The following is a 17,213-nucleotide window of genomic DNA, read 5'->3' as shown; positions in this document are numbered from 1 at the left end:
CGACTCAACACCGGAGACCGGAAATCACGGCGTAGCGAGCAGGCGATGATGGTTTTTGATGGATTCGACAGTCACATCAATTATAAGCAAGGAGACGCTCAAATGACCAACCTCGCGAGACGCACCCTGCTGCGTGCCGCAGCCGCCGTGCCGGTAGCCAGCGCGCTGGGCTTCCCGGCCATCGTGCGCGCGGCGTCCGGCCCGGAGTTCGTGTTCAAGTACGGCAACAACCTGCCGCTCACGCATCCGCTGAACGTGCGCTCGCAGGAAGCGGCCAATCAGATCAAAGAGGCGTCGAAAGGGCGCATGGAGATCCGGATATTCCCAAACAACCAGTTGGGCGGCGATACCGACATGCTCGCGCAGGTGCGTAGCGGCGGCATCGAGATGTTCACGCCGTCCGCGCTGGTGGTATCGACGCTCGCGCAATCGGTTGCGATCAACGCGGTGGGCTTTGCGTTCAGCGACTACAACCAGGTGTGGAGCGCCATGGACGGCAAGCTCGGCGCCTACGTGCGCGCCGCGATGCAGAAGGCCGGGCTCGAATCGTTCGAAAAGATGTGGGACAACGGTTTTCGTCAGACGACCACCAGCACCGGCGCCATCACCAGCGCGCAGAACATGCGCGGTCTGAAGATTCGCGTACCGGTGAGTCCGCTCAGCATCGACATGTTCAAAGGACTCGGCGCCGCGCCGACGAGTCTGCAATTCAGCGAGGTCTATTCGTCGCTGCAAACCCATATCGTCGATGCGCAGGAAAACCCGCTGCCGATCGTGCAGGTCGCGAAGCTCTACGAAGTGCAGAAGTTCTGTTCGCTTACCAATCACATGTGGGACGGCTACTGGTTCGTGCTGAACCCGCGCGCGTGGCAGCGCTTGCCGAAGGATTTGCAGGGCATTGCCAGCGACGCGTTCAACCAGTCGGCGCTCAGGCAGCGTGAAGACGTGCGCAAGCTGAACGACGCGGCGGTCGCGGATCTGCAAAGCAAGGGTCTCTCGATCAACCGTCCCGCGCCGGACACGTTCCGCGCGGCGCTGCGCCAGGCGGGTTTCTACGCCGAGTGGAAAAGCAAGTTCGGCAATCAGGCGTGGGACCTGCTCGAACAATCGGTCGGCAAGCTGGCTTGAGCGTGCTGCATACGGGTGAGCCTGAGACGAAGCGCGGCGAGTCGCCGCGAGGAGACAGCAGGATGTCGAATCACGCATTGAATCCGGCGGACGCGGGCGTGCCGTTGCACGCGGCGAGCATGCCGCGCCGCTGGCTGAGGAGCTTCGATCGCGGCTTGATCGCGCTCGTCGAAGTGTGCGCGGCGGCGCTGCTCGTCGTGGAAATCGTCGTGATGCTCGCGGGCGTGGTGTGCCGCTACGTACTGCATCAGCCGCTCGTGTGGTCGGATGAACTGGCCGGGATTCTGTTCCTGTGGCTCGCCATGCTCGGCGCCGTGCTGGCGTTGCGGCGCGGCGAACATATGCGGATGACGGCGCTGGTCAGCCGACTCTCGCCGCAGCGGCGCGCGTTCGTCGACACGCTGGCGATCGCCGCATCGATCGCGTTGCTTGCGCTGCTGATCGCTCCCGCCTACGACTATGCGTCCGGCGAGGCAGCGATCGTGACGCCCGCCTTGCAGATCAGCAACGCATGGCGCGCGCTCGCCTTGCCGATCGGCGCGGCGCTCATGCTGCTGGTCGGTCTGATCCGTCTCGCCCAGGTGAGCCGCGTGCGCGACGTCATGATCGTGCTCGCAATTACGGCTGTGCTGGCCGCGGTGGCCGTGTTCGCCGGTCCGTGGTTTCAGACGCTCGGCAAAACCAATCTGGTGATCTTTTTCGTCGGCGTGGTGGCGATCGGGATTTTCTCTGGCGTGCCCATCGGCTTCTCGTTTGCGCTTGCCACGTTCGGTTATCTGGGACTCTCGACCTTCACGCCGCTCGAAGTCGTGGTCGGCCGCATGGACGAGGGCATGTCGCATCTCGTGCTGCTCGCTGTGCCGCTCTTCGTCTTCCTCGGCTTGCTGATCGAAATGACCGGCATGGCGCGCGCGATGATCGAGTTTCTCGCAAGTCTTGTCGGTCACGTGCATGGCGGGTTGTCGTTCGTATTGATCGGCGCGATGTATCTGGTGTCGGGCATCTCCGGTTCGAAAGTGGCCGACATGGCGGCCATCGCGCCGGTGCTGTTTCCGGAGATGAAAAAACGCGGCGCTTCCGAAGGCGATCTGGTCGCGCTGCTCGCCACGACCGGCGCGCAAAGTGAAACCATTCCGCCGAGCATCGTGTTGATCACGATCGGTTCAGTGACGGGGCTGTCGATATCCGCGCTCTTCACCGCGGGCATGCTGCCGGGCGCGGTGCTCGCGCTGATTCTGTGCGTGGTGGTGTGGTGGCGCTATCGCAAGGAAGACCTGAGCGGCGCGCAGCGTTTCAGCAAGCGGCAGATCGGGCGTCTGTTCATCGTGTCGCTGCCGGCGCTGGCGTTGCCGTTCGTGATTCGCATGGCGGTGGTCGAAGGCGTGGCGACGGCGACAGAGGTGTCGACCATCGGCATCGCGTATTCGATGCTGATCGGCCTGCTGGTGTATCGCCGCTTCGAATGGCGGCGGCTTGGCCGCATGCTGGTGGATGCGGCGACTTTGTCCGGCGCGATTCTTTTCATCATCGGCTGCGCCACGGCAATGGCTTGGGCGCTCACGCAATCCGGCTTTTCGCAGGACCTCGCGCAACTTATGGGCTCGATGCCCGGCGGCGCGTACGGTTTTCTCGCGGTGTCGATTGTCGTGTTCGTGATGCTCGGCAGCGTGCTCGAAGGGATTCCCGCCATTGTGCTGTTCGGGCCGTTGCTGTTTCCCATCGCGCGGCTCGCGGGCGTGCATGAAGTGCATTACGCGATCGTCGTGATTCTTTCGATGGGCGTGGGTCTTTTTTCACCGCCGTTCGGTGTCGGCTACTACTCGGCGTGCGCGATCAGCAAGGTCAATCCCGATGCGGGCATTCGTCCGATTGTCGGGTATATGGGCGCGTTGATCCTCGGCCTGATCCTGGTCGCGGCGATTCCCTGGATTTCGATCGGTTTTCTCTAAGCAGGTCTCTCAAGTTTATTAACAGGTTCGACCTTCGGGCGCCGCGTTTTCGCCGCGCCGGGGCGTCGCTCGTCTTTCAACCCCGCAGCATCGGGAGAGTTTCATGAGTCGTTTCTTTGGCGAAATCCGGCAGGCAGGCTATGTGGTGCGGGACATCGAGGCCGCGATGGACTACTGGAGCCGCGTGCTCGGCGTAGGTCCGTGGTTTTACAACGAACGCGTGCCGATCGAGAACTACACATACCGTGGGCAATCGTACGAGGTGCACAACTCGGTGGCGCTGGCGAACTCGGGACCGTTGCAGGTCGAACTGATCCAGACACGCAACGACGCGCCCTCGATGTATCGCGACTTTCTCGCCGCGGGCCATACCGGCTTGCAGCACAACGCGTACTGGACCACGTCGTTCGACGCGGATCTCGCGCGTCTGCAGGAGCAGGGTTTCAAAGTCGCGATGAGTGGCGAAGTGGGGCGCAACGGGCGCTTCGTCTACTTCGATACGGAGAATCACCCCGGCACGGTAATCGAGTTGTCCGAGATCGCCGGGCCGAAGGGCAAGCTCTTCGACATGATCTACGCGGCGTCGCGCGACTGGGACGGCCGCGAGCCGGTGCGCCGCTTTCCCGATCTGGGCACGTTATGAGCGAGACGCTGCAACCGCGCGCCGTCGACGACGATACGCTCGAGGCCGACTATCTGATCGAGACGCCGCTCGATCCCGCGCGTGTCGCCGATGTCATGGCCGGCGAGCAATCGAGCGGCACGTTCGTGCGCGTCGCCAACGAATCCGATGCGCTGCGCGCGCGCAGCCGCGCGAGCGTGCTGCGCATCGAGGAACTGGAGGCAGCGGCACAGCCCAGTTTGCCGAACGCATGGCTCGAGCGTCAACGCACACCGGGACCGTGGCGGCGTGCGCGCATCACGCTGTCGTTTCCGCTCGCCAACATCGGCGCGAATCTGCCCACGCTGGCCGCGACCGTCGCCGGCAATCTGTACGATCTGGGCGAAGTGACCGGCATGCGGCTGCTGTCGTTGCGCTTGCCGGCTTCGTACCGTGCGCGGTTCGAGTTACCGCGTCATGGCGTGGCCGGCACGCGCGCGCTGACGGACGTGAAAGACAGGCCGATGATCGGCACCATCATCAAGCCGAACGTCGGCCTAAGCGCGGCGGAAACGGCGGCGCTGGTGCGCGATCTGTGCGAAGCGGGCGTCGATTTCATCAAGGATGACGAAGTATGCGCGAATCCCGCCCATGCGCCGCTGGCGGAGCGCGTGCGGGCGGTGATGGCCGAAGTGCGCCGCTACCGTGAACGCAGCGGCCGTCCTGTGATGGTCGCGTTCAATATCACCGACGACCTCGACGCCATGCGCCGTCACGCGGAACTGGTCGAACGCGAGGGCGGCAGTTGCGTGATGGCGAGCATCAACTGGTGCGGCTTTTCCGCGATCCAGTCGTTGCGCCGCGCGACGCCGCTCGTGCTTCACGCGCACCGCAACGGCTACGGCATGATGTCGCGTGATCCGGCGTTGGGCATGTCGTTTCAGGCGTATCAGACGTTGTGGCGACTGAGCGGCGTCGATCATATGCACGTGCATGGCCTTGCCGGCAAATTCGCGCAGAGCGACGCCGAAGTGATCGAGTCGGCACGCGATTGCGCGACGCCGCTCGCCGCCGGTTGCGACGATACCGTGCTGCCGGCGTTTTCATCAGGGCAATGGGCCGGCACCGTGCAAGCGACATATGACGCCGTGCGCTCCACCGACCTCCTGTTCATGTCAGGCGGCGGCATTCTCGCGCATCCGGACGGCCCCGCGGCAGGCGTCACGAGCGTGCGCCAGGCGTGGGCTGCGGTGCAGGCGGGCACGCCGCTGCCGGTGTACGCCGAGCACATGCCGGAGCTGCGGCGCGCCTTGGCGTTTTTCGGCAGCCGCACGTGAACATCACCGGCGGCACGGAACAAAAGATGAGCGACGAAGCACATAGCAACGGTCCCGCCTACGCCTTCTACGGCGACGACTTCACCGGCGCAACCGACACGCTGGCCCATCTCGCCCGCGCCGGTTTGCGCACCATGCTGTTCTTCGCACCGCCGGATGCCGCGCGTCTTTCGATGCTCGGCCGGCTCGACGCACTCGGCGTAGCGGGCGCCGCGCGGACCATGCCGCCCGCCACGCAGCGGCAGGAACTCGAGCGTGTCGGCGCCGCCTTCGCCGCGCTCGGCGTGCGGGTGATGCACTACAAGGTGTGCTCGACGTTCGATAGCGCGCCGGAAACCGGTAGCATCGGCGTGGCGATCCGCACGTTGCGCGAGTACTGCGCGAACGAACTCGTCGCGGTGGTTGGCGGTCAGCCGAATCTGCGGCGCTATTGCGTGTTCGGTGAACTCTTCGCGGCAGCCGGCGCGGATGATAGCGCGCAGTCGATCTACCGCATCGACCGTCATCCGACGATGAGCCGCCATCCCGTTACGCCGATGAACGAAGCGGACTTGCGTGTGCATCTTCAGCGCCAAGGTGTGAAGAATGTGCAATCGATCGACTGGCGCTGCTATGCGCACGGCGACGCCGAACTTCAGGCGCAAGTGCAGCACCGGCTCGATTCGAAACCCGACGCCGTGCTGTTCGACGTGCTCGACGATTCGCATCTGCTGGCGATTGGTCGCGTGATCGCGCCTCGTGCTGCGGCGTCGGCGCCATTGCTCGCGGTCGGTGCGAGCAGCGTCGCGCAGGCTTATGCGTTGGCGCATGACAACCGCGTTAAAGATGCCACTGCGGAAACCCGAACCACGCCGCTGCTGGCTCCCGCACGCGGCCCCGTATTCGTGCTGGCGGGCAGTCTCTCGCCATTGACCGAGGTGCAGATCGGCGCCGCGCAATCCTATCTGCGTGTGGAACTGGACCCGCTGAAAATGACCGGTGACGCCGCCTCCAACTATCTGGCGGAGCGCCTGGCCGCGATAGCCGGGCCCTTGCGCGACGGACGCAACGTGTTGGCTTTCACGACGCGCCGCGCGTCGAGCGAAGGCGGCGCGCTGCCGCAACTCGCGCATGCCTGTGCCTCACTCTTGCAACAGGTACTGGGCGCCGTGCGCTTGCACCGCATCGGCATTGCGGGCGGCGACACGTCGAGTTTTGCCGTACGCGCGCTCGGCGCATGGGGACTCTCGTATCTCGCGCCGTTATCGGCGGGCGTCACAGTGTGCCGTCTCCACGCCGATCGCGCGGAACTCGACGGCATGGAGATCGTGCTCAAAGGCGGGCAAATGGGCGACGCGGATCTGTTCGAGCAACTGCTCGAAGGCAACGGCTAACGACCGCGCCGGCATCCGCGAGCGCTTTGGCGACGCCGGAATCAATGCCCGAACTTACTCCCGTGACCAGAGCGACCTGATTCGCGAGTAACTTTTCCATCGCTGCTCCCGGCGTGACAAGGTGGGAATGTGCATCGACCATCCACATAGCAAGGCCGCCGGATATCCATGCAGCGAACTGCACCGATATCCGGCGGCCGACCCGATTCCGAAGAACACGGGCGCTACGAAATGCTTAAGCAAGTTGCGGCTATATGACGCCGACGACCAGCAATACGATCACCACGATCACAACGAGGCCTAGACCGCCCGTAGGACCGTAACCCCACGCACGACTGTGGGGCCACGTGGGGAGCGCACCGATGAGCAGAAGAATCAGCACGACTAGAAGAATAGTTCCCAACATATGAATGACCTCCGCCTGGTTGATTGGACCTGCCTTCACGACAGCCGCGCAAGGCACGCCCTGCGGGCGTACCTGCGAAAGGCAGTATCGGTGCCATGATTGAGCAAGCCGCATGCCCACGGCTAAAAGTCGAGCGGGACACGTTCGAAACCAGTTACATCGCGGTGTGGCGTGCGGCGCCGATACGCGACGCAAGCAGATCAGCGACGAAGGCAATACTTAGCGCCACTGCTCCACAGGTGAAGATCAACGCGTAGTCGTTATGCGTATGCGAGAAGAGGTACGAGTACCCATAGCCGCCGAGCGCCTGGAAGAGCGCGAAGGCTGTGGTCGCGCGACTCCATGCGGCTCGTTGTTCGGTGTGATCGTGCGGCACCAGTTCATGAATGCGGCCGAGCACGAGCGGCACGATGCCTGGCGTGAAGATGCCGAGAATTACGGTCGATGCCGCCAGCACGAACGAGCTGCCCGAAAACGCGAGCATGGCGACAGCGGCCGCTTGCAGAAGCAGTCCGACGCGATACGCCTTGCCAAAGCCGATGCGATCGGCCACGTTGCCGCAGATCACCGGTCCGGCGATCGCAGCGAGGCCGTACAGCACCCAGTAGTTCGCGCCGATTGCCGCGCCGCGTCCCAGGCCGCGAGCGACATAGTCGACGAGCAGTACCATCGCCGGCACGAGACCGAGGGCGTTCGCCGCGTATTGCGCGTACAGCACGCGCAGCGTCAAGCCGTGAGGGCGCGCCGCGTGATGCGCGCCGGACGGCACGACCGGTGCGGGTGGATTCGTCGAAGGCCAGCCGAACCAGCTCACTACGGTCAGCACCAGTGCCACCGCGCCGAGACCGATCCACGTGGTTTGCAAACCATAGTGAAGCAACTGCGGAATCAATGTGCCGGATGCCGCGATACCCAAGCCGAGTCCAAGAAAGATCATGCCGCTCACGAAGCCACGGCGCGGCGCCGGAATGTGCGGAAGAATCGATGTCGCTACCAGCACCATGATCGCGCCGCCGGAAATGCCCGACAACAAACGCCACGTGAAAAACCAGCTCACCGAAAGCGGATACGCGCAGGCGAAGAAGGCGGCCGTCACCACCACCATCAGCATGCGCAACGCGCTGCGGTTCGATAGTGCTGCTGCGAGCGGACGGCCGATCAACGCGCCGACCAGATAGCCGGCGAAATTCGCCGCGCCGAGCGTCACCGCTTGCGACGACGTGAACCAGTGCGCCTGGATCAGCGAGGGAATCAACGGCGTGTACGCGAAGCGGGCGAGGCCGATGGCGACGAGACTGCCGCACAGCCCCGCGAGCGTTGCGCAGAGCGCGCGGGCATCGAGTGAGACTGGGCTATCGGACGCTATGGGTGCAGCGGACATGACGGTTCCTTTACCGGTGCGCGCTCGTAGCGGCGCTGCCGGATGTCGGTGGGGAAAGCGAAGCGAAGGGGGGCGCCTTGTCAGGCGCCGGGCTCAGACGTCGTTGTCTGTTGCCGGTAGGGCAGGCAAACCGAGCAGCAGCAACACCGGCGCGATCGCGCCGATGAGCAGCGCCTGTTGCGGATTGACGCGCGCGAGAACGCGAACGCCGATCAATGTGGCCAGCAGATGAGTGGCGGCGTCATCGGCGGAAACGACGGTGGTGATTTCGCCGCTCTCGCCGGCCGCAACCACGCAGCGGTAAAAAAACGCGCGGATTTCGGCGAATTCCGTGGCGACGATGTCACGGAATATTTCGTCCTCCGATGTGGTTTCCAGCGCCGAGTTCACCAGCATGCAGCCGCGCTGGGCGGGATCGGCGAGCGTTCGCTCAAGGATCTCCTGGAAAAACATCGTGATGCCTAGAGCCGGCGATACGGTGCGTTCCAATCGCCGGATCCGTTCGCGCAAGGTGTGCTCGAGATAATGCTCGAGCGCTCGCAGATACAGCGTGCGCTTGTCGCCGAACGCGTTGTAGAGGCTCGGCTGCGTCAGGCCGGTCGATTTGACCAGGTCGCGCGTGGAGGTCGCCTCGTAGCCCTTCGTCCAGAAGGCCGCGCTGGCGGCTTCCAGCACCTCGTGTTCATCGAATTCGCGGGGTCTTGCCATGGGGAATGTCCTTCCAGCGTCACTGACGACTAGTTCTGTATCAGTCGATATAGAAGGCGATTATATATCGAGTGATACAGAACGCAAGAAGAAGATTTGAGGACGTCCGGCGGCGCGTTTACAGTGCGCTGCGGTTTGGGGGCAGGGCGTCGGCGGGTGGTTGCCCGTCCGGTGCGAGTTCGGTTTCCGGATAGCTGATCCGCACGGGGGGCACGAACCACGCGAGACACAGGCCGATCAACGCGGCGGCGCCGGCCACCAGAATACCGATGTGAATGGATTGCACCAGCGCTTCGCGCGCGGATCTCATCATGGCGTCGCCCGACTGGCCGGCACTCACCAGACGATTGATCAGCGCGGCCTGTTCCGCGCGGTCCACCAACAGTTCAGGACTGGCGAAGGATTTGAACCACTGCGTCGCCTGATAGGAATCGAGTGAGCGATGCACGCCGCGCGAATAGAGATGCCCGAGCAACGCGCCGGTCATCACCGTGCCGAGCATGCCGCCGAACGTCCGCAGTGATTGAAGCAGCGCGGTGGCTGCGCCGACATGATCTCGCGCGACGATCTGCTGCGAACAGACTGTCAGGCTGGTTGCCACCAGACCGAGGCCGAGCCCGCTGATTCCCATGCACGACGCCCACACGAGATGCGGTTCCGTGCCCCGTAGTACGACCACGCTGAGACAGGCGAGCGCGGACAGCGCAAAACCGGCATACATGATGCCGTTCGCGCGGCGGATCCGTGTGACGATACGATTGTTGAGCACGCTGCCTACGGTCGTGCCGAGCAGCAGCGGCGTGATCAGCATGCCGGAGTCATGCGCCGACATCGCGTAGCCGCCTTGAAACAGCAGCGGTACGTAGAACACCAGCGAAAAGAGCGCGAAGCCGCCGAGCACCGACATCGCGAAGAGCGCGGAGAGCTTGCGGTCCATGAGCATGTCAACGGGCACGATCGGATAGCCGATGCGCCGCTCCCATAGCCAGAGAATCAGCCCGCAAGTCGCCGCTACGATGGTTAGCACGACTGTCGTGGTGTCGAAACCGCGTCTCGGAAACAGTTCGATCAGCACTTGAAGCGAGCCGAACGTGACCGCGAGCACGAACGCGCCGAGCCAGTCGAGTCGCACGGGCCCCTTGTGCCGCAGGTGAAGCAGCGGCGGCAGAAAGCGTTGCACGAACAGCAGCGATAAGATCCCGACCGGCACGTTGACGAAAAACACCAGCCGCCAGCCGCCGTACTGCGTCAGCATTCCGCCGAGGGTCGGTCCGATCATGTTCGACACGCCGAAGGCGGAGGTGACGAACACCAGCCAGCGCAGCCGCAGTTTCGGATTGGGAAACAGATCAGCGACGGTGGCGAACACCGTGCCGATCAGAATGCCGCCACCGATCCCTTGCAGGCCGCGCGAAATCACCAGCAACAACATGCTGTTGGCGAGCCCGCACAATACCGAGGCGCCGGTGAACAACAGGATCGCGGCGATCAAAAACCGCTTGCGGCCGAATAGATCGCCCAGCCGTCCGAAGATGGGAATCGTGATGACCGAGGCCAGCATGTACGACGTCGCGACCCACGCGTACAGGTCGAAGCCCTTCAGTTCGGCGACGATACGCGGCAGCGCCGTACCGACGATGGTTTGATCCAGCGCCACCAGCATCGCGACGAAGGCGATGCCGAGCATCGCAAGCAGCGATTCGCGGAACGGCAGCAGTTGCCCGCTCGGAAGCGGCGCGGCGAGCCCGGCGTTCATGGCGTGCTTACTTGTTACCCGCTGCGGCATATTTGCCGAGGGCGCCGCCCAGTTCTTCGTCGGTCAAGGCCGGGGAGATGTTCATCGTGAGCAGGTCGCCCCATTCGAGCGCCAGCGCCGCCATCGCGCCCGTGTCGTCAGACTCGACGATCGCAACGCCATGCAAGCCGCCGATAGCGTGCCAGCGTCCCAGCAATTTGACTCCCTCCGGCACCCGGCCGCCGGTCTTCATGAAACGTTCGATGACGGAACTCTCGGCGGTCGGCAGACCATTCCATAGGACGATAAATTTCATTGCGCGTCTCCAATCCGAATTGGCGATGCCGGCTCGTGGCGCGCTGCCATCGTCGCTTATGGGTACGGCGCGTCGCGGATGCGGTGCGCCGTGTTCAATCCTGCGCCCGCAAGCTGTCCGAATAGTGCGTGCTATTGGCGGACAGCGATCAGAAAACCACGTGGCGTCCTAAGCATCATAGGTGAGCGTAGGGCCGGCGGCGTCGCCGCGTGCGGACATTCACCAGGCTAATTGAACAAGCGCTCTTTCATGGCGAAAAAACGAAGAGGGCTGTTGCCAATTGGGAATATCTCGTGGGTTGTTCACGTTAACTATTGCGGGGCGTCGGCAACAAAAACAAACGGCACGCGTGTGTGACGCGTGCCGTTGCTGTGACTGTGCGACGCTTGGGCGAGGCGCGCTACGGTTTGCGCTGCACGGCGGCCCGGGCAATGGTCTGATGCGCTGCGGGGAACCCCGGCGGATATTCGACCACGCGTGCCGAAGCCGGCACCAGTGGCACGGCCGCGTTCAGCCGCGCGCCGATACGCGCGCCGCCGACGATGGCCGCCATCGCCTGACGATCGAGTTCGATGCTATCGGTGAGGTCCCTGATGATCAGCTTGGTCATGGTGGCTCCAGGAAAGAAATCGAGCGGCGCGCCGGTGCAATGCGCCGGCCGCCGCTCGGGTGTGTCGTGAAATGTGCTGAGGTCTCCTCGCACTATCAGTATAGGAAATCTGTCTGCCGCTCGCTGGCCGGCGATGATCTGCCGGCCGGAATGAGGCCCCCCGGCCCTCGCTACGGCAAGCCGTCACACGTTGGCGTAGTTGGCGCCCCACAGCGACGGGCTGACGTTCAGGTGCAGCGGCACGAAGCCCGCGCCGATCACGCCGACGTTGTTGAGTGCGGCGACGTTGACGTACTGCAGCTGGTTGAGGTTCTGGTTGATCGAGACGTTGACGTTGGCAATGCCGCCAAGGCCGGCGACCGAGGGCAGGCCGGGCACGCTGCTGCCGGTGCCGCCGGCCACCGCCGACATGGCGCGGCGGTCGAGCTCGCGGGTGCCGGACAGATCGCGAATCATGAGGGATGACATGGTGCTTCTCCAAAGGTGCGCGGAAGACGGGGGTAATCGTGGGCAGGCGAAGCGGACCGGCGAACCGGTCGCCTCGCCTGGCCGCGTATTACACGTGGATGTTGTTGCTCGTGGAGATGTACGGGTTGACCGTCGAGCTGATGCCGGTGGCGAACGCGACGTTGTTGCCGTTGGCGTTCTGCAGGTTCAGTTCGGTGTTGATCAGCTGGGTGGCGTCGACCTTCTTGCTGTTGTTCGGAGCAAAGACGGGGCTGAAGTTGAAGTACGACGAGGACGGGTAGTAGCCGGTGCCGCCGCGCACGGCGCTCATGGCCTTGCTGTCGAGTTGTTCGGTGATGGACAGGTCTTTGATCATCAGCGTGTTCATGGTGAGTCTCCAGAAGGTAAAGGTCAGGGTCTTGCGGTTGGGTGCGAGCAACTTGTCTGCTCGGGTATCACTAATGCACGGGCTGTGCCAGTTATATTCAAGGTTCCTAAGAAAGTTGGTGGAGGCCTGCTGCACAAGGGTTTCACGTTGCAGTGCCGGGTTCGCAGTAGCGAACAGCCGCATGGAAGCGATGAACGACTGACGGCATATGCCCGACAGACCACCGCATGCTGTTGGATGTCGCACGACATGGGCAGTGGCCAATGGACCCGCTTTGACCGGTGGCGTTCAGAGTTCGAGAGGGTGCGAACGGTGTCGATCTGGAATCGAAGAAAGCGAGGGAGATTCGCGGCACAGCACGGTCGGCTGTTATGCCGTCGTAGACGCGGATCGCTTCAACGGTCGCCCGATGCTGTCGCCGACTGAATGACTTCGTGCGAGGAATTCGATGGATTGGTTGGCCTGGACGAAGCAGTGGCCGAAGAGGTGTCGTTCAACGTCGTGACGTCGAAGTGTGAGCGTCAAGCCGACGCCGCTTGAAACGGGTTGCCTGGCAGGAGGCATGCATCGATAAGAACACGAGACGCGGGACATTCAGCACGTCAATGAACAGGCCCCCTCCAACAGCGAAGACGTGAAGGAGGCCTGTTTCTAATTGCGGACATCTCGCGCGTCCTATAAGTAGGTTCCGCCAATGCGTCCTTCGAAAATGGCGGTGTTGATTTCAAAATCGTCGACGTGACCGAGCGGGCCACGGTCGACTGTGACGACGACGGAACGGCCGCCGCGCAGCGCCTTCATCTGCCCGGCGGTGAGCGTCAATTCGTCGTGTACTTGATCCGCGGAGCGCGGTAGGTCTTTGATGATGAGCGTGGATTTCATGGCGTTACTCCTGAAGGTGGATAGGCGAGCACGATGCTGTGCTCAGCCCTCGTTCTGCAAGGGTTATGCCAATTTGTGCGCGATGAGCGAGGAAACCGAATGCGAGGCGGCCACACAAGGCCAGCAAGCGATAGACGTCATGCGTTCGCCGAGCATGACGTTCAGTGAGCGCAAGGATCGACGGGACTGTTCGTCGAGGCCCGACCAATCGCGTGCGGAATGTCGGCTTACGCCGCTCCGTCGGCAACAAAAGCAAACGGCACGCGTGGGTGACGCGTGCCGTTGCCGTGACTGTGCGACGCTTGGGCGAGGCGCGCTACGGTTTGCGCTGCACGGCGGCCCGGGCAATGGTCTGATGCGCTGCGGGGAATCCCGGCGGATATTCGACCACGCGTGCCGAAGCCGGCACCAGTGGCACGGCCGCGTTCAGCCGCGCGCCGATACGTGCGCCGCCGACGATGGCCGCCATCGCCTGACGATCGAGTTCGATGCTATCGGTGAGGTCCCTGATGATCAGCTTGGTCATGGTGGCTCCAGGAAAGAAATCGAGCGGCGCGCCGGTGCAATGCGCCGGCCGCCGCTCGGGTGTGTCGTGAAATGTGCTGAGGTCTCCTCGCACTATCAGTATAGGAAATCTGTCTGCCGCTCGCTGGCCGGCGATGATCTGCCGGCCGGAATGAGGCCCCCCGGCCCTCGCTACGGCAAGCCGTCACACGTTGGCGTAGTTGGCGCCCCACAGCGACGGGCTGACGTTCAGGTGCAGCGGCACGAAGCCCGCGCCGATCACGCCGACGTTGTTGAGTGCGGCGACGTTGACGTACTGCAGCTGGTTGAGGTTCTGGTTGATCGAGACGTTGACGTTGGCAATGCCGCCAAGGCCGGCGACCGAGGGCAGGCCGGGCACGCTGCTGCCGGTGCCGCCGGCCACCGCCGACATGGCGCGGCGGTCGAGCTCGCGGGTGCCGGACAGATCGCGAATCATGAGGGATGACATGGTGCTTCTCCAAAGGTGCGCGGAAGACGGGGGTAATCGTGGGCAGGCGAAGCGGACCGGCGAACCGGTCGCCTCGCCTGGCCGCGTATTACACGTGGATGTTGTTGCTCGTGGAGATGTACGGGTTGACCGTCGAGCTGATGCCGGTGGCGAACGCGACGTTGTTGCCGTTGGCGTTCTGCAGGTTCAGTTCGGTGTTGATCAGCTGGGTGGCGTCGACCTTCTTGCTGTTGTTCGGAGCAAAGACGGGGCTGAAGTTGAAGTACGACGAGGACGGGTAGTAGCCGGTGCCGCCGCGCACGGCGCTCATGGCCTTGCTGTCGAGTTGTTCGGTGATGGACAGGTCTTTGATCATCAGCGTGTTCATGGTGAGTCTCCAGAAGGTAAAGGTCAGGGTCTTGCGGTTGGGTGCGAGCAACTTGTCTGCTCGGGTATCACTAATGCACGGGCTGTGCCAGTTATATTCAAGGTTCCTAAGAAAGTTGGTGGAGGTCTGCTGCACAAGGGTTTCACGTTGCAGTGCCGGGCTCGCGGTAGCGAACAGCCGCGTGAAAGCGATGAACGACTGACGGCATATGCCCGACAGACCACCGCGTGCTGTTGGATGTCGCACGACATGGGCTCGCCGCGCAGGCAGCGGGCCAATCCTGGTTTGCGAAAGCACGGAGCGGGAGCTAGTATCGAAGCGGCACATGTAACTGGTTACGAAAGGTTCTCTATCAGCCCGAGAGGTTTGGATCGCGCGCGATCCGGCCCAACGGCAGCGGCGGCGCTTCGCACAAATGGCTAGCCTTGCGCGTGTGATTCACGACTTTCAGAACGGCGAGCTGTCCCGTGACGAGTTCGTGGCTCAACTCGACAGCACGTTGACGACCGAAGGACTCGGCCCCACGCAGCTGCTGGACATGCTCGGCGCGGCACATCGCAAGGCTCCGCTCCCCGACGATCTCTACGTGGAAGTGCGGCGACGCATCGAGCAGTTGCGCGTGTCGAACGTAGCGGCGGGCGGCGACGAAACCGGCATCCAGACCACTGTCGAGATTCCGTCGGTACGGTCAGCCAGCGCGGGCAGCGCGGGAAGCTCGGCCAACGCAGCGGGCACCGGCAGTGCCGCGGGACACGACCAGATCAAAGGCACCGGCGACACACTCAACAACCGCTTCGTGCTCGAAGAATGCCTCGGGGTCGGCGGCATGGGCACGGTGTACAAGGCACTCGATCTGCGCAAGCTCGAGGCCTCGGATCGCAAGCCGTATCTCGCCATCAAGGTGCTCAACGTCCAGTTCCGCGGCAACCCGAATTCGCTGGTGGCGTTGCAGCGCGAGGCGCGCAAGGCGCAAGTGCTTGCGCATCGCAACATCATTACGGTGTACGACTTCGACCGCGACGGGCCGATCGTCTATCTGACGATGGAGTACCTGTCCGGAAAGCCGCTCAGCCAGTTGCTGCGCACGCCGGGCTACCAGGGCATGCCGGTGCGCGCGGCGCTGCCGATCGTGCGCGGCATGTGCAGCGCGCTCGCCTATGCGCACGAACGCGGCTTCGTGCATTGCGACTTCAAGCCCGCCAACGTGTTTCTCACGACGAATGCCGAAGTCAAGGTGATCGACTTCGGCATTGCCCGCGTGTTCCAGCGTCCGGAAGAGGAGAGCGATGCAACCGTGTTCGATCCGGGCAGCCTCGGCGCATTGACGCCCGCGTATGCCAGCCCGGAAATGATCGAGCACCGCGAGCCCGATCCGCGCGACGACATCTACGCGCTCGGCTGCATCACGTACGAGCTGCTGACCGGTCACCATCCGTTCGATCGCTTGTCGGCGACGCAAGCCCGCAATGCCGATTTCAAGCCGCAGCGGCCGGCCAATCTCGATTCCAGGCAATGGCGCGCGCTGCGTGCCGCGCTGTCGTTTGATCGCAATTCGCGCATGCCGAGCGTGGTGCGCTTCATCGCGGAGTTCGATAACGAAGCGCGTGCGGAAAAGTCAGGAACGCTGGCGAAGGTGGGGCTCGCGAGTTTCGCGGTGGTGTGCGCGGCGGCGGTCGGCGTGTTCGCGTTCCGCTCGGCGCCGAACCGGCACAGCGGATCACAGACGCAGACGGGCGCTTCGCAGGCTTTGGCGGAACAGACGGGTTCGTCGTCATCGGAAGGAACGGTGTCGGGGCCGGTGAGCGCGCCGCCTGCGGCACCGCCGGCAAGTCCGGTCGCGGCAGTGCCCGCCACGCCACCGGCGGCGCCCGCGCCGAAGCCGGCGCTGACCCTCGCCGCCGTCACGCCGGCGCTGGCGCAAGTGCCCTGTTCAGCGCTGTCCGCGTCAGTCCAGGACCACTCGCTGACGGTGCGTGGCTACGTCTCGCAACGCTATGGCGCGGCGCATCTGAAGGACACGCTGGCGGCGTTGCCGGGCGTCGATACGCTGACGCTCCAGGTCGAGCCGCTCGCCGACGACAAATGCGACACCATCAAAGCATTCGCGCCCTACTGGATTCACAACATGCAGGCCGGTCACGTCGCGGCCCTGCATGTGCGGCCGCCAGGTGGCCAGTTGAGCGAAGGCAACCCGCTGGTCGTCGACGTCACCACGCCGGGTTACGACTCGTATGTGAACCTCGACTACTACCAGCTCGACGGCAGCGTCGTGCACATGGTGCCGAGCCCGCGCGCGAAGGACAATCAGGCGCCACCGCACTACGCCGCCACGATCGGCAGCGCGGGTGACTGGATCATTTCAAAGCCGTTCGGATCGGAGATGGTCGTGCTGCTGATCACGCCGGCGCCGCTCTTCGATAAGCCGCGCCCGGAGAGCGAATCGCGCGCCGACTATCTGCGCGCACTCGACACGCGGCTTGCGCAGATCGGCGGCAAATACGGCCACGATCACATCGTCGCCGATTTCGCGCCGATCACGACGAAACCACGCTCGCCGTGAGCGGCGTGCGAGCGCGGCTCGCGAGCCGGCT

At 63.7% G+C, this 17,213-nt stretch carries 18 protein-coding genes and 1 pseudogene; 6 read left to right on the top strand and 13 right to left on the bottom strand.

The features are described from left to right. The first annotated feature begins 102 nt into the window (after window positions 1-102). From P0D96_RS16475 to P0D96_RS16455, 5 genes are all read left to right on the top strand, one after another. A complete protein-coding gene (locus P0D96_RS16475; RefSeq protein ID WP_408314344.1) occupies window positions 103-1,128 on the top strand; it encodes a TRAP transporter substrate-binding protein in 1,026 nt (341 codons plus the stop codon). 62 nt (window positions 1,129-1,190) lie between these two features. Next, complete coding sequence (locus P0D96_RS16470; RefSeq protein WP_408314342.1) at window positions 1,191-3,077, top strand: TRAP transporter large permease; 1,887 nt, start codon at window positions 1,191-1,193, stop codon at window positions 3,075-3,077. 103 nt (window positions 3,078-3,180) lie between these two features. Further along, window positions 3,181-3,720 carry a VOC family protein gene (locus tag P0D96_RS16465; protein ID WP_132378904.1) on the top strand — a complete coding sequence of 180 codons (540 nt, stop codon included), beginning with the start codon at window positions 3,181-3,183 and terminating at the stop codon, window positions 3,718-3,720. Next, window positions 3,717-5,015, top strand: coding sequence for a ribulose-bisphosphate carboxylase large subunit family protein (locus P0D96_RS16460; RefSeq protein ID WP_408314339.1), 1,299 nt, complete (start codon window positions 3,717-3,719; stop codon window positions 5,013-5,015). Before P0D96_RS16465 ends, P0D96_RS16460 begins: the two co-directional genes overlap by 4 nt. A 26-nt stretch (window positions 5,016-5,041) precedes the next feature. After that, on the top strand, window positions 5,042-6,388 hold the full coding sequence (locus tag P0D96_RS16455) for a four-carbon acid sugar kinase family protein (protein ID WP_408314338.1): 1,347 nt from the start codon (window positions 5,042-5,044) through the stop codon (window positions 6,386-6,388). Here the strand turns inward: P0D96_RS16455 and P0D96_RS16450 are convergent. The 13 genes and pseudogenes from P0D96_RS16450 to P0D96_RS16390 form a co-directional block, all read right to left on the bottom strand. Next, a pseudogene (locus P0D96_RS16450) lies at window positions 6,384-6,488 on the bottom strand (sugar dehydrogenase); the annotation flags it as partial. The gene P0D96_RS16455 and the pseudogene P0D96_RS16450 overlap by 5 nt on opposite strands. Window positions 6,489-6,638: 150 nt before the next feature. Continuing rightward, window positions 6,639-6,794 (bottom strand): DUF3309 family protein, encoded by a 156-nt coding sequence (locus P0D96_RS16445; protein WP_012429014.1) that lies wholly within the window; start codon window positions 6,792-6,794, stop codon window positions 6,639-6,641. A gap of 154 nt (window positions 6,795-6,948) precedes the next feature. After that, window positions 6,949-8,175, bottom strand: coding sequence for a YbfB/YjiJ family MFS transporter (locus P0D96_RS16440; RefSeq protein ID WP_408314336.1), 1,227 nt, complete (start codon window positions 8,173-8,175; stop codon window positions 6,949-6,951). Window positions 8,176-8,268: 93 nt separating this feature from the next. Further along, complete coding sequence (locus P0D96_RS16435) at window positions 8,269-8,883, bottom strand: TetR/AcrR family transcriptional regulator (protein ID WP_342960225.1); 615 nt, start codon at window positions 8,881-8,883, stop codon at window positions 8,269-8,271. 118 nt (window positions 8,884-9,001) lie between these two features. Next, the gene (locus P0D96_RS16430) at window positions 9,002-10,639 is read right to left on the bottom strand and encodes an MFS transporter (protein ID WP_408291727.1); all 1,638 of its coding nucleotides are present in this window, start codon (window positions 10,637-10,639) and stop codon (window positions 9,002-9,004) included. A gap of 7 nt (window positions 10,640-10,646) precedes the next feature. Continuing rightward, window positions 10,647-10,934: a DUF3303 domain-containing protein gene (locus P0D96_RS16425; protein WP_132378894.1), complete on the bottom strand. Its 288-nt coding sequence runs from the start codon at window positions 10,932-10,934 to the stop codon at window positions 10,647-10,649. Window positions 10,935-11,334: 400 nt separating this feature from the next. Continuing rightward, window positions 11,335-11,544, bottom strand: a complete 210-nt coding sequence (locus P0D96_RS16420) for a hypothetical protein (protein WP_408246234.1) — start codon at window positions 11,542-11,544, stop codon at window positions 11,335-11,337. Window positions 11,545-11,727: 183 nt separating this feature from the next. Continuing rightward, window positions 11,728-12,012 carry a hypothetical protein gene (locus tag P0D96_RS16415; RefSeq protein WP_132378884.1) on the bottom strand — a complete coding sequence of 95 codons (285 nt, stop codon included), beginning with the start codon at window positions 12,010-12,012 and terminating at the stop codon, window positions 11,728-11,730. Between the two features lie 88 nt (window positions 12,013-12,100). Then, window positions 12,101-12,379, bottom strand: a complete 279-nt coding sequence (locus tag P0D96_RS16410; RefSeq protein ID WP_408177286.1) for a hypothetical protein — start codon at window positions 12,377-12,379, stop codon at window positions 12,101-12,103. A 675-nt stretch (window positions 12,380-13,054) separates the two neighbouring features. Beyond that, window positions 13,055-13,261: a hypothetical protein gene (locus P0D96_RS16405; protein WP_408177287.1), complete on the bottom strand. Its 207-nt coding sequence runs from the start codon at window positions 13,259-13,261 to the stop codon at window positions 13,055-13,057. A 316-nt stretch (window positions 13,262-13,577) separates the two neighbouring features. Then, the gene (locus tag P0D96_RS16400) at window positions 13,578-13,787 is read right to left on the bottom strand and encodes a hypothetical protein (protein ID WP_408246234.1); all 210 of its coding nucleotides are present in this window, start codon (window positions 13,785-13,787) and stop codon (window positions 13,578-13,580) included. 183 nt (window positions 13,788-13,970) lie between these two features. Next, on the bottom strand, window positions 13,971-14,255 hold the full coding sequence (locus P0D96_RS16395; protein ID WP_132378884.1) for a hypothetical protein: 285 nt from the start codon (window positions 14,253-14,255) through the stop codon (window positions 13,971-13,973). Between the two features lie 88 nt (window positions 14,256-14,343). Further along, window positions 14,344-14,622: a hypothetical protein gene (locus tag P0D96_RS16390; RefSeq protein WP_408177286.1), complete on the bottom strand. Its 279-nt coding sequence runs from the start codon at window positions 14,620-14,622 to the stop codon at window positions 14,344-14,346. Between the two features lie 415 nt (window positions 14,623-15,037). Between P0D96_RS16390 and P0D96_RS16385 the strand changes: the two genes are divergently transcribed. Continuing rightward, window positions 15,038-17,182 carry a serine/threonine protein kinase gene (locus tag P0D96_RS16385; RefSeq protein WP_408314333.1) on the top strand — a complete coding sequence of 715 codons (2,145 nt, stop codon included), beginning with the start codon at window positions 15,038-15,040 and terminating at the stop codon, window positions 17,180-17,182. The last annotated feature ends 31 nt before the right edge of the window (window positions 17,183-17,213 follow it).

Origin of the sequence: Paraburkholderia sp. RL17-347-BIC-D (assembly GCF_046027915.1) — a bacterium.
In the GTDB taxonomy this organism is placed as follows: Bacteria; Pseudomonadota; Gammaproteobacteria; order Burkholderiales; family Burkholderiaceae; genus Paraburkholderia.
The sequence above is the reverse complement of the archived record's forward strand: the minus strand, read 5'-3'. Positions and strand labels throughout refer to the sequence as shown.

What these genes read in the sequence shown, in the direction of transcription:
- P0D96_RS16405 (WP_408177287.1), bottom strand. Translation starts at nt 13,261, where the DNA reads ATGAAATCCACGCTCATCATCAAAGACCTACCGCGCTCCGCGGATCAA.
- P0D96_RS16395 (WP_132378884.1), bottom strand. Translation starts at nt 14,255, where the DNA reads ATGTCATCCCTCATGATTCGCGATCTGTCCGGCACCCGCGAGCTCGAC.
- P0D96_RS16445 (WP_012429014.1), bottom strand. Translation starts at nt 6,794, where the DNA reads ATGTTGGGAACTATTCTTCTAGTCGTGCTGATTCTTCTGCTCATCGGT.
- P0D96_RS16390 (WP_408177286.1), bottom strand. Translation starts at nt 14,622, where the DNA reads ATGAACACGCTGATGATCAAAGACCTGTCCATCACCGAACAACTCGAC.
- P0D96_RS16455 (WP_408314338.1), top strand. Translation starts at nt 5,042, where the DNA reads ATGAGCGACGAAGCACATAGCAACGGTCCCGCCTACGCCTTCTACGGC.
- P0D96_RS16470 (WP_408314342.1), top strand. Translation starts at nt 1,191, where the DNA reads ATGTCGAATCACGCATTGAATCCGGCGGACGCGGGCGTGCCGTTGCAC.
- P0D96_RS16460 (WP_408314339.1), top strand. Translation starts at nt 3,717, where the DNA reads ATGAGCGAGACGCTGCAACCGCGCGCCGTCGACGACGATACGCTCGAG.
- P0D96_RS16465 (WP_132378904.1), top strand. Translation starts at nt 3,181, where the DNA reads ATGAGTCGTTTCTTTGGCGAAATCCGGCAGGCAGGCTATGTGGTGCGG.
- P0D96_RS16435 (WP_342960225.1), bottom strand. Translation starts at nt 8,883, where the DNA reads ATGGCAAGACCCCGCGAATTCGATGAACACGAGGTGCTGGAAGCCGCC.
- P0D96_RS16400 (WP_408246234.1), bottom strand. Translation starts at nt 13,787, where the DNA reads ATGACCAAGCTGATCATCAGGGACCTCACCGATAGCATCGAACTCGAT.
- P0D96_RS16410 (WP_408177286.1), bottom strand. Translation starts at nt 12,379, where the DNA reads ATGAACACGCTGATGATCAAAGACCTGTCCATCACCGAACAACTCGAC.
- P0D96_RS16425 (WP_132378894.1), bottom strand. Translation starts at nt 10,934, where the DNA reads ATGAAATTTATCGTCCTATGGAATGGTCTGCCGACCGCCGAGAGTTCC.
- P0D96_RS16415 (WP_132378884.1), bottom strand. Translation starts at nt 12,012, where the DNA reads ATGTCATCCCTCATGATTCGCGATCTGTCCGGCACCCGCGAGCTCGAC.
- P0D96_RS16440 (WP_408314336.1), bottom strand. Translation starts at nt 8,175, where the DNA reads ATGTCCGCTGCACCCATAGCGTCCGATAGCCCAGTCTCACTCGATGCC.
- P0D96_RS16475 (WP_408314344.1), top strand. Translation starts at nt 103, where the DNA reads ATGACCAACCTCGCGAGACGCACCCTGCTGCGTGCCGCAGCCGCCGTG.
- P0D96_RS16385 (WP_408314333.1), top strand. Translation starts at nt 15,038, where the DNA reads ATGGCTAGCCTTGCGCGTGTGATTCACGACTTTCAGAACGGCGAGCTG.
- P0D96_RS16420 (WP_408246234.1), bottom strand. Translation starts at nt 11,544, where the DNA reads ATGACCAAGCTGATCATCAGGGACCTCACCGATAGCATCGAACTCGAT.
- P0D96_RS16430 (WP_408291727.1), bottom strand. Translation starts at nt 10,639, where the DNA reads ATGAACGCCGGGCTCGCCGCGCCGCTTCCGAGCGGGCAACTGCTGCCG.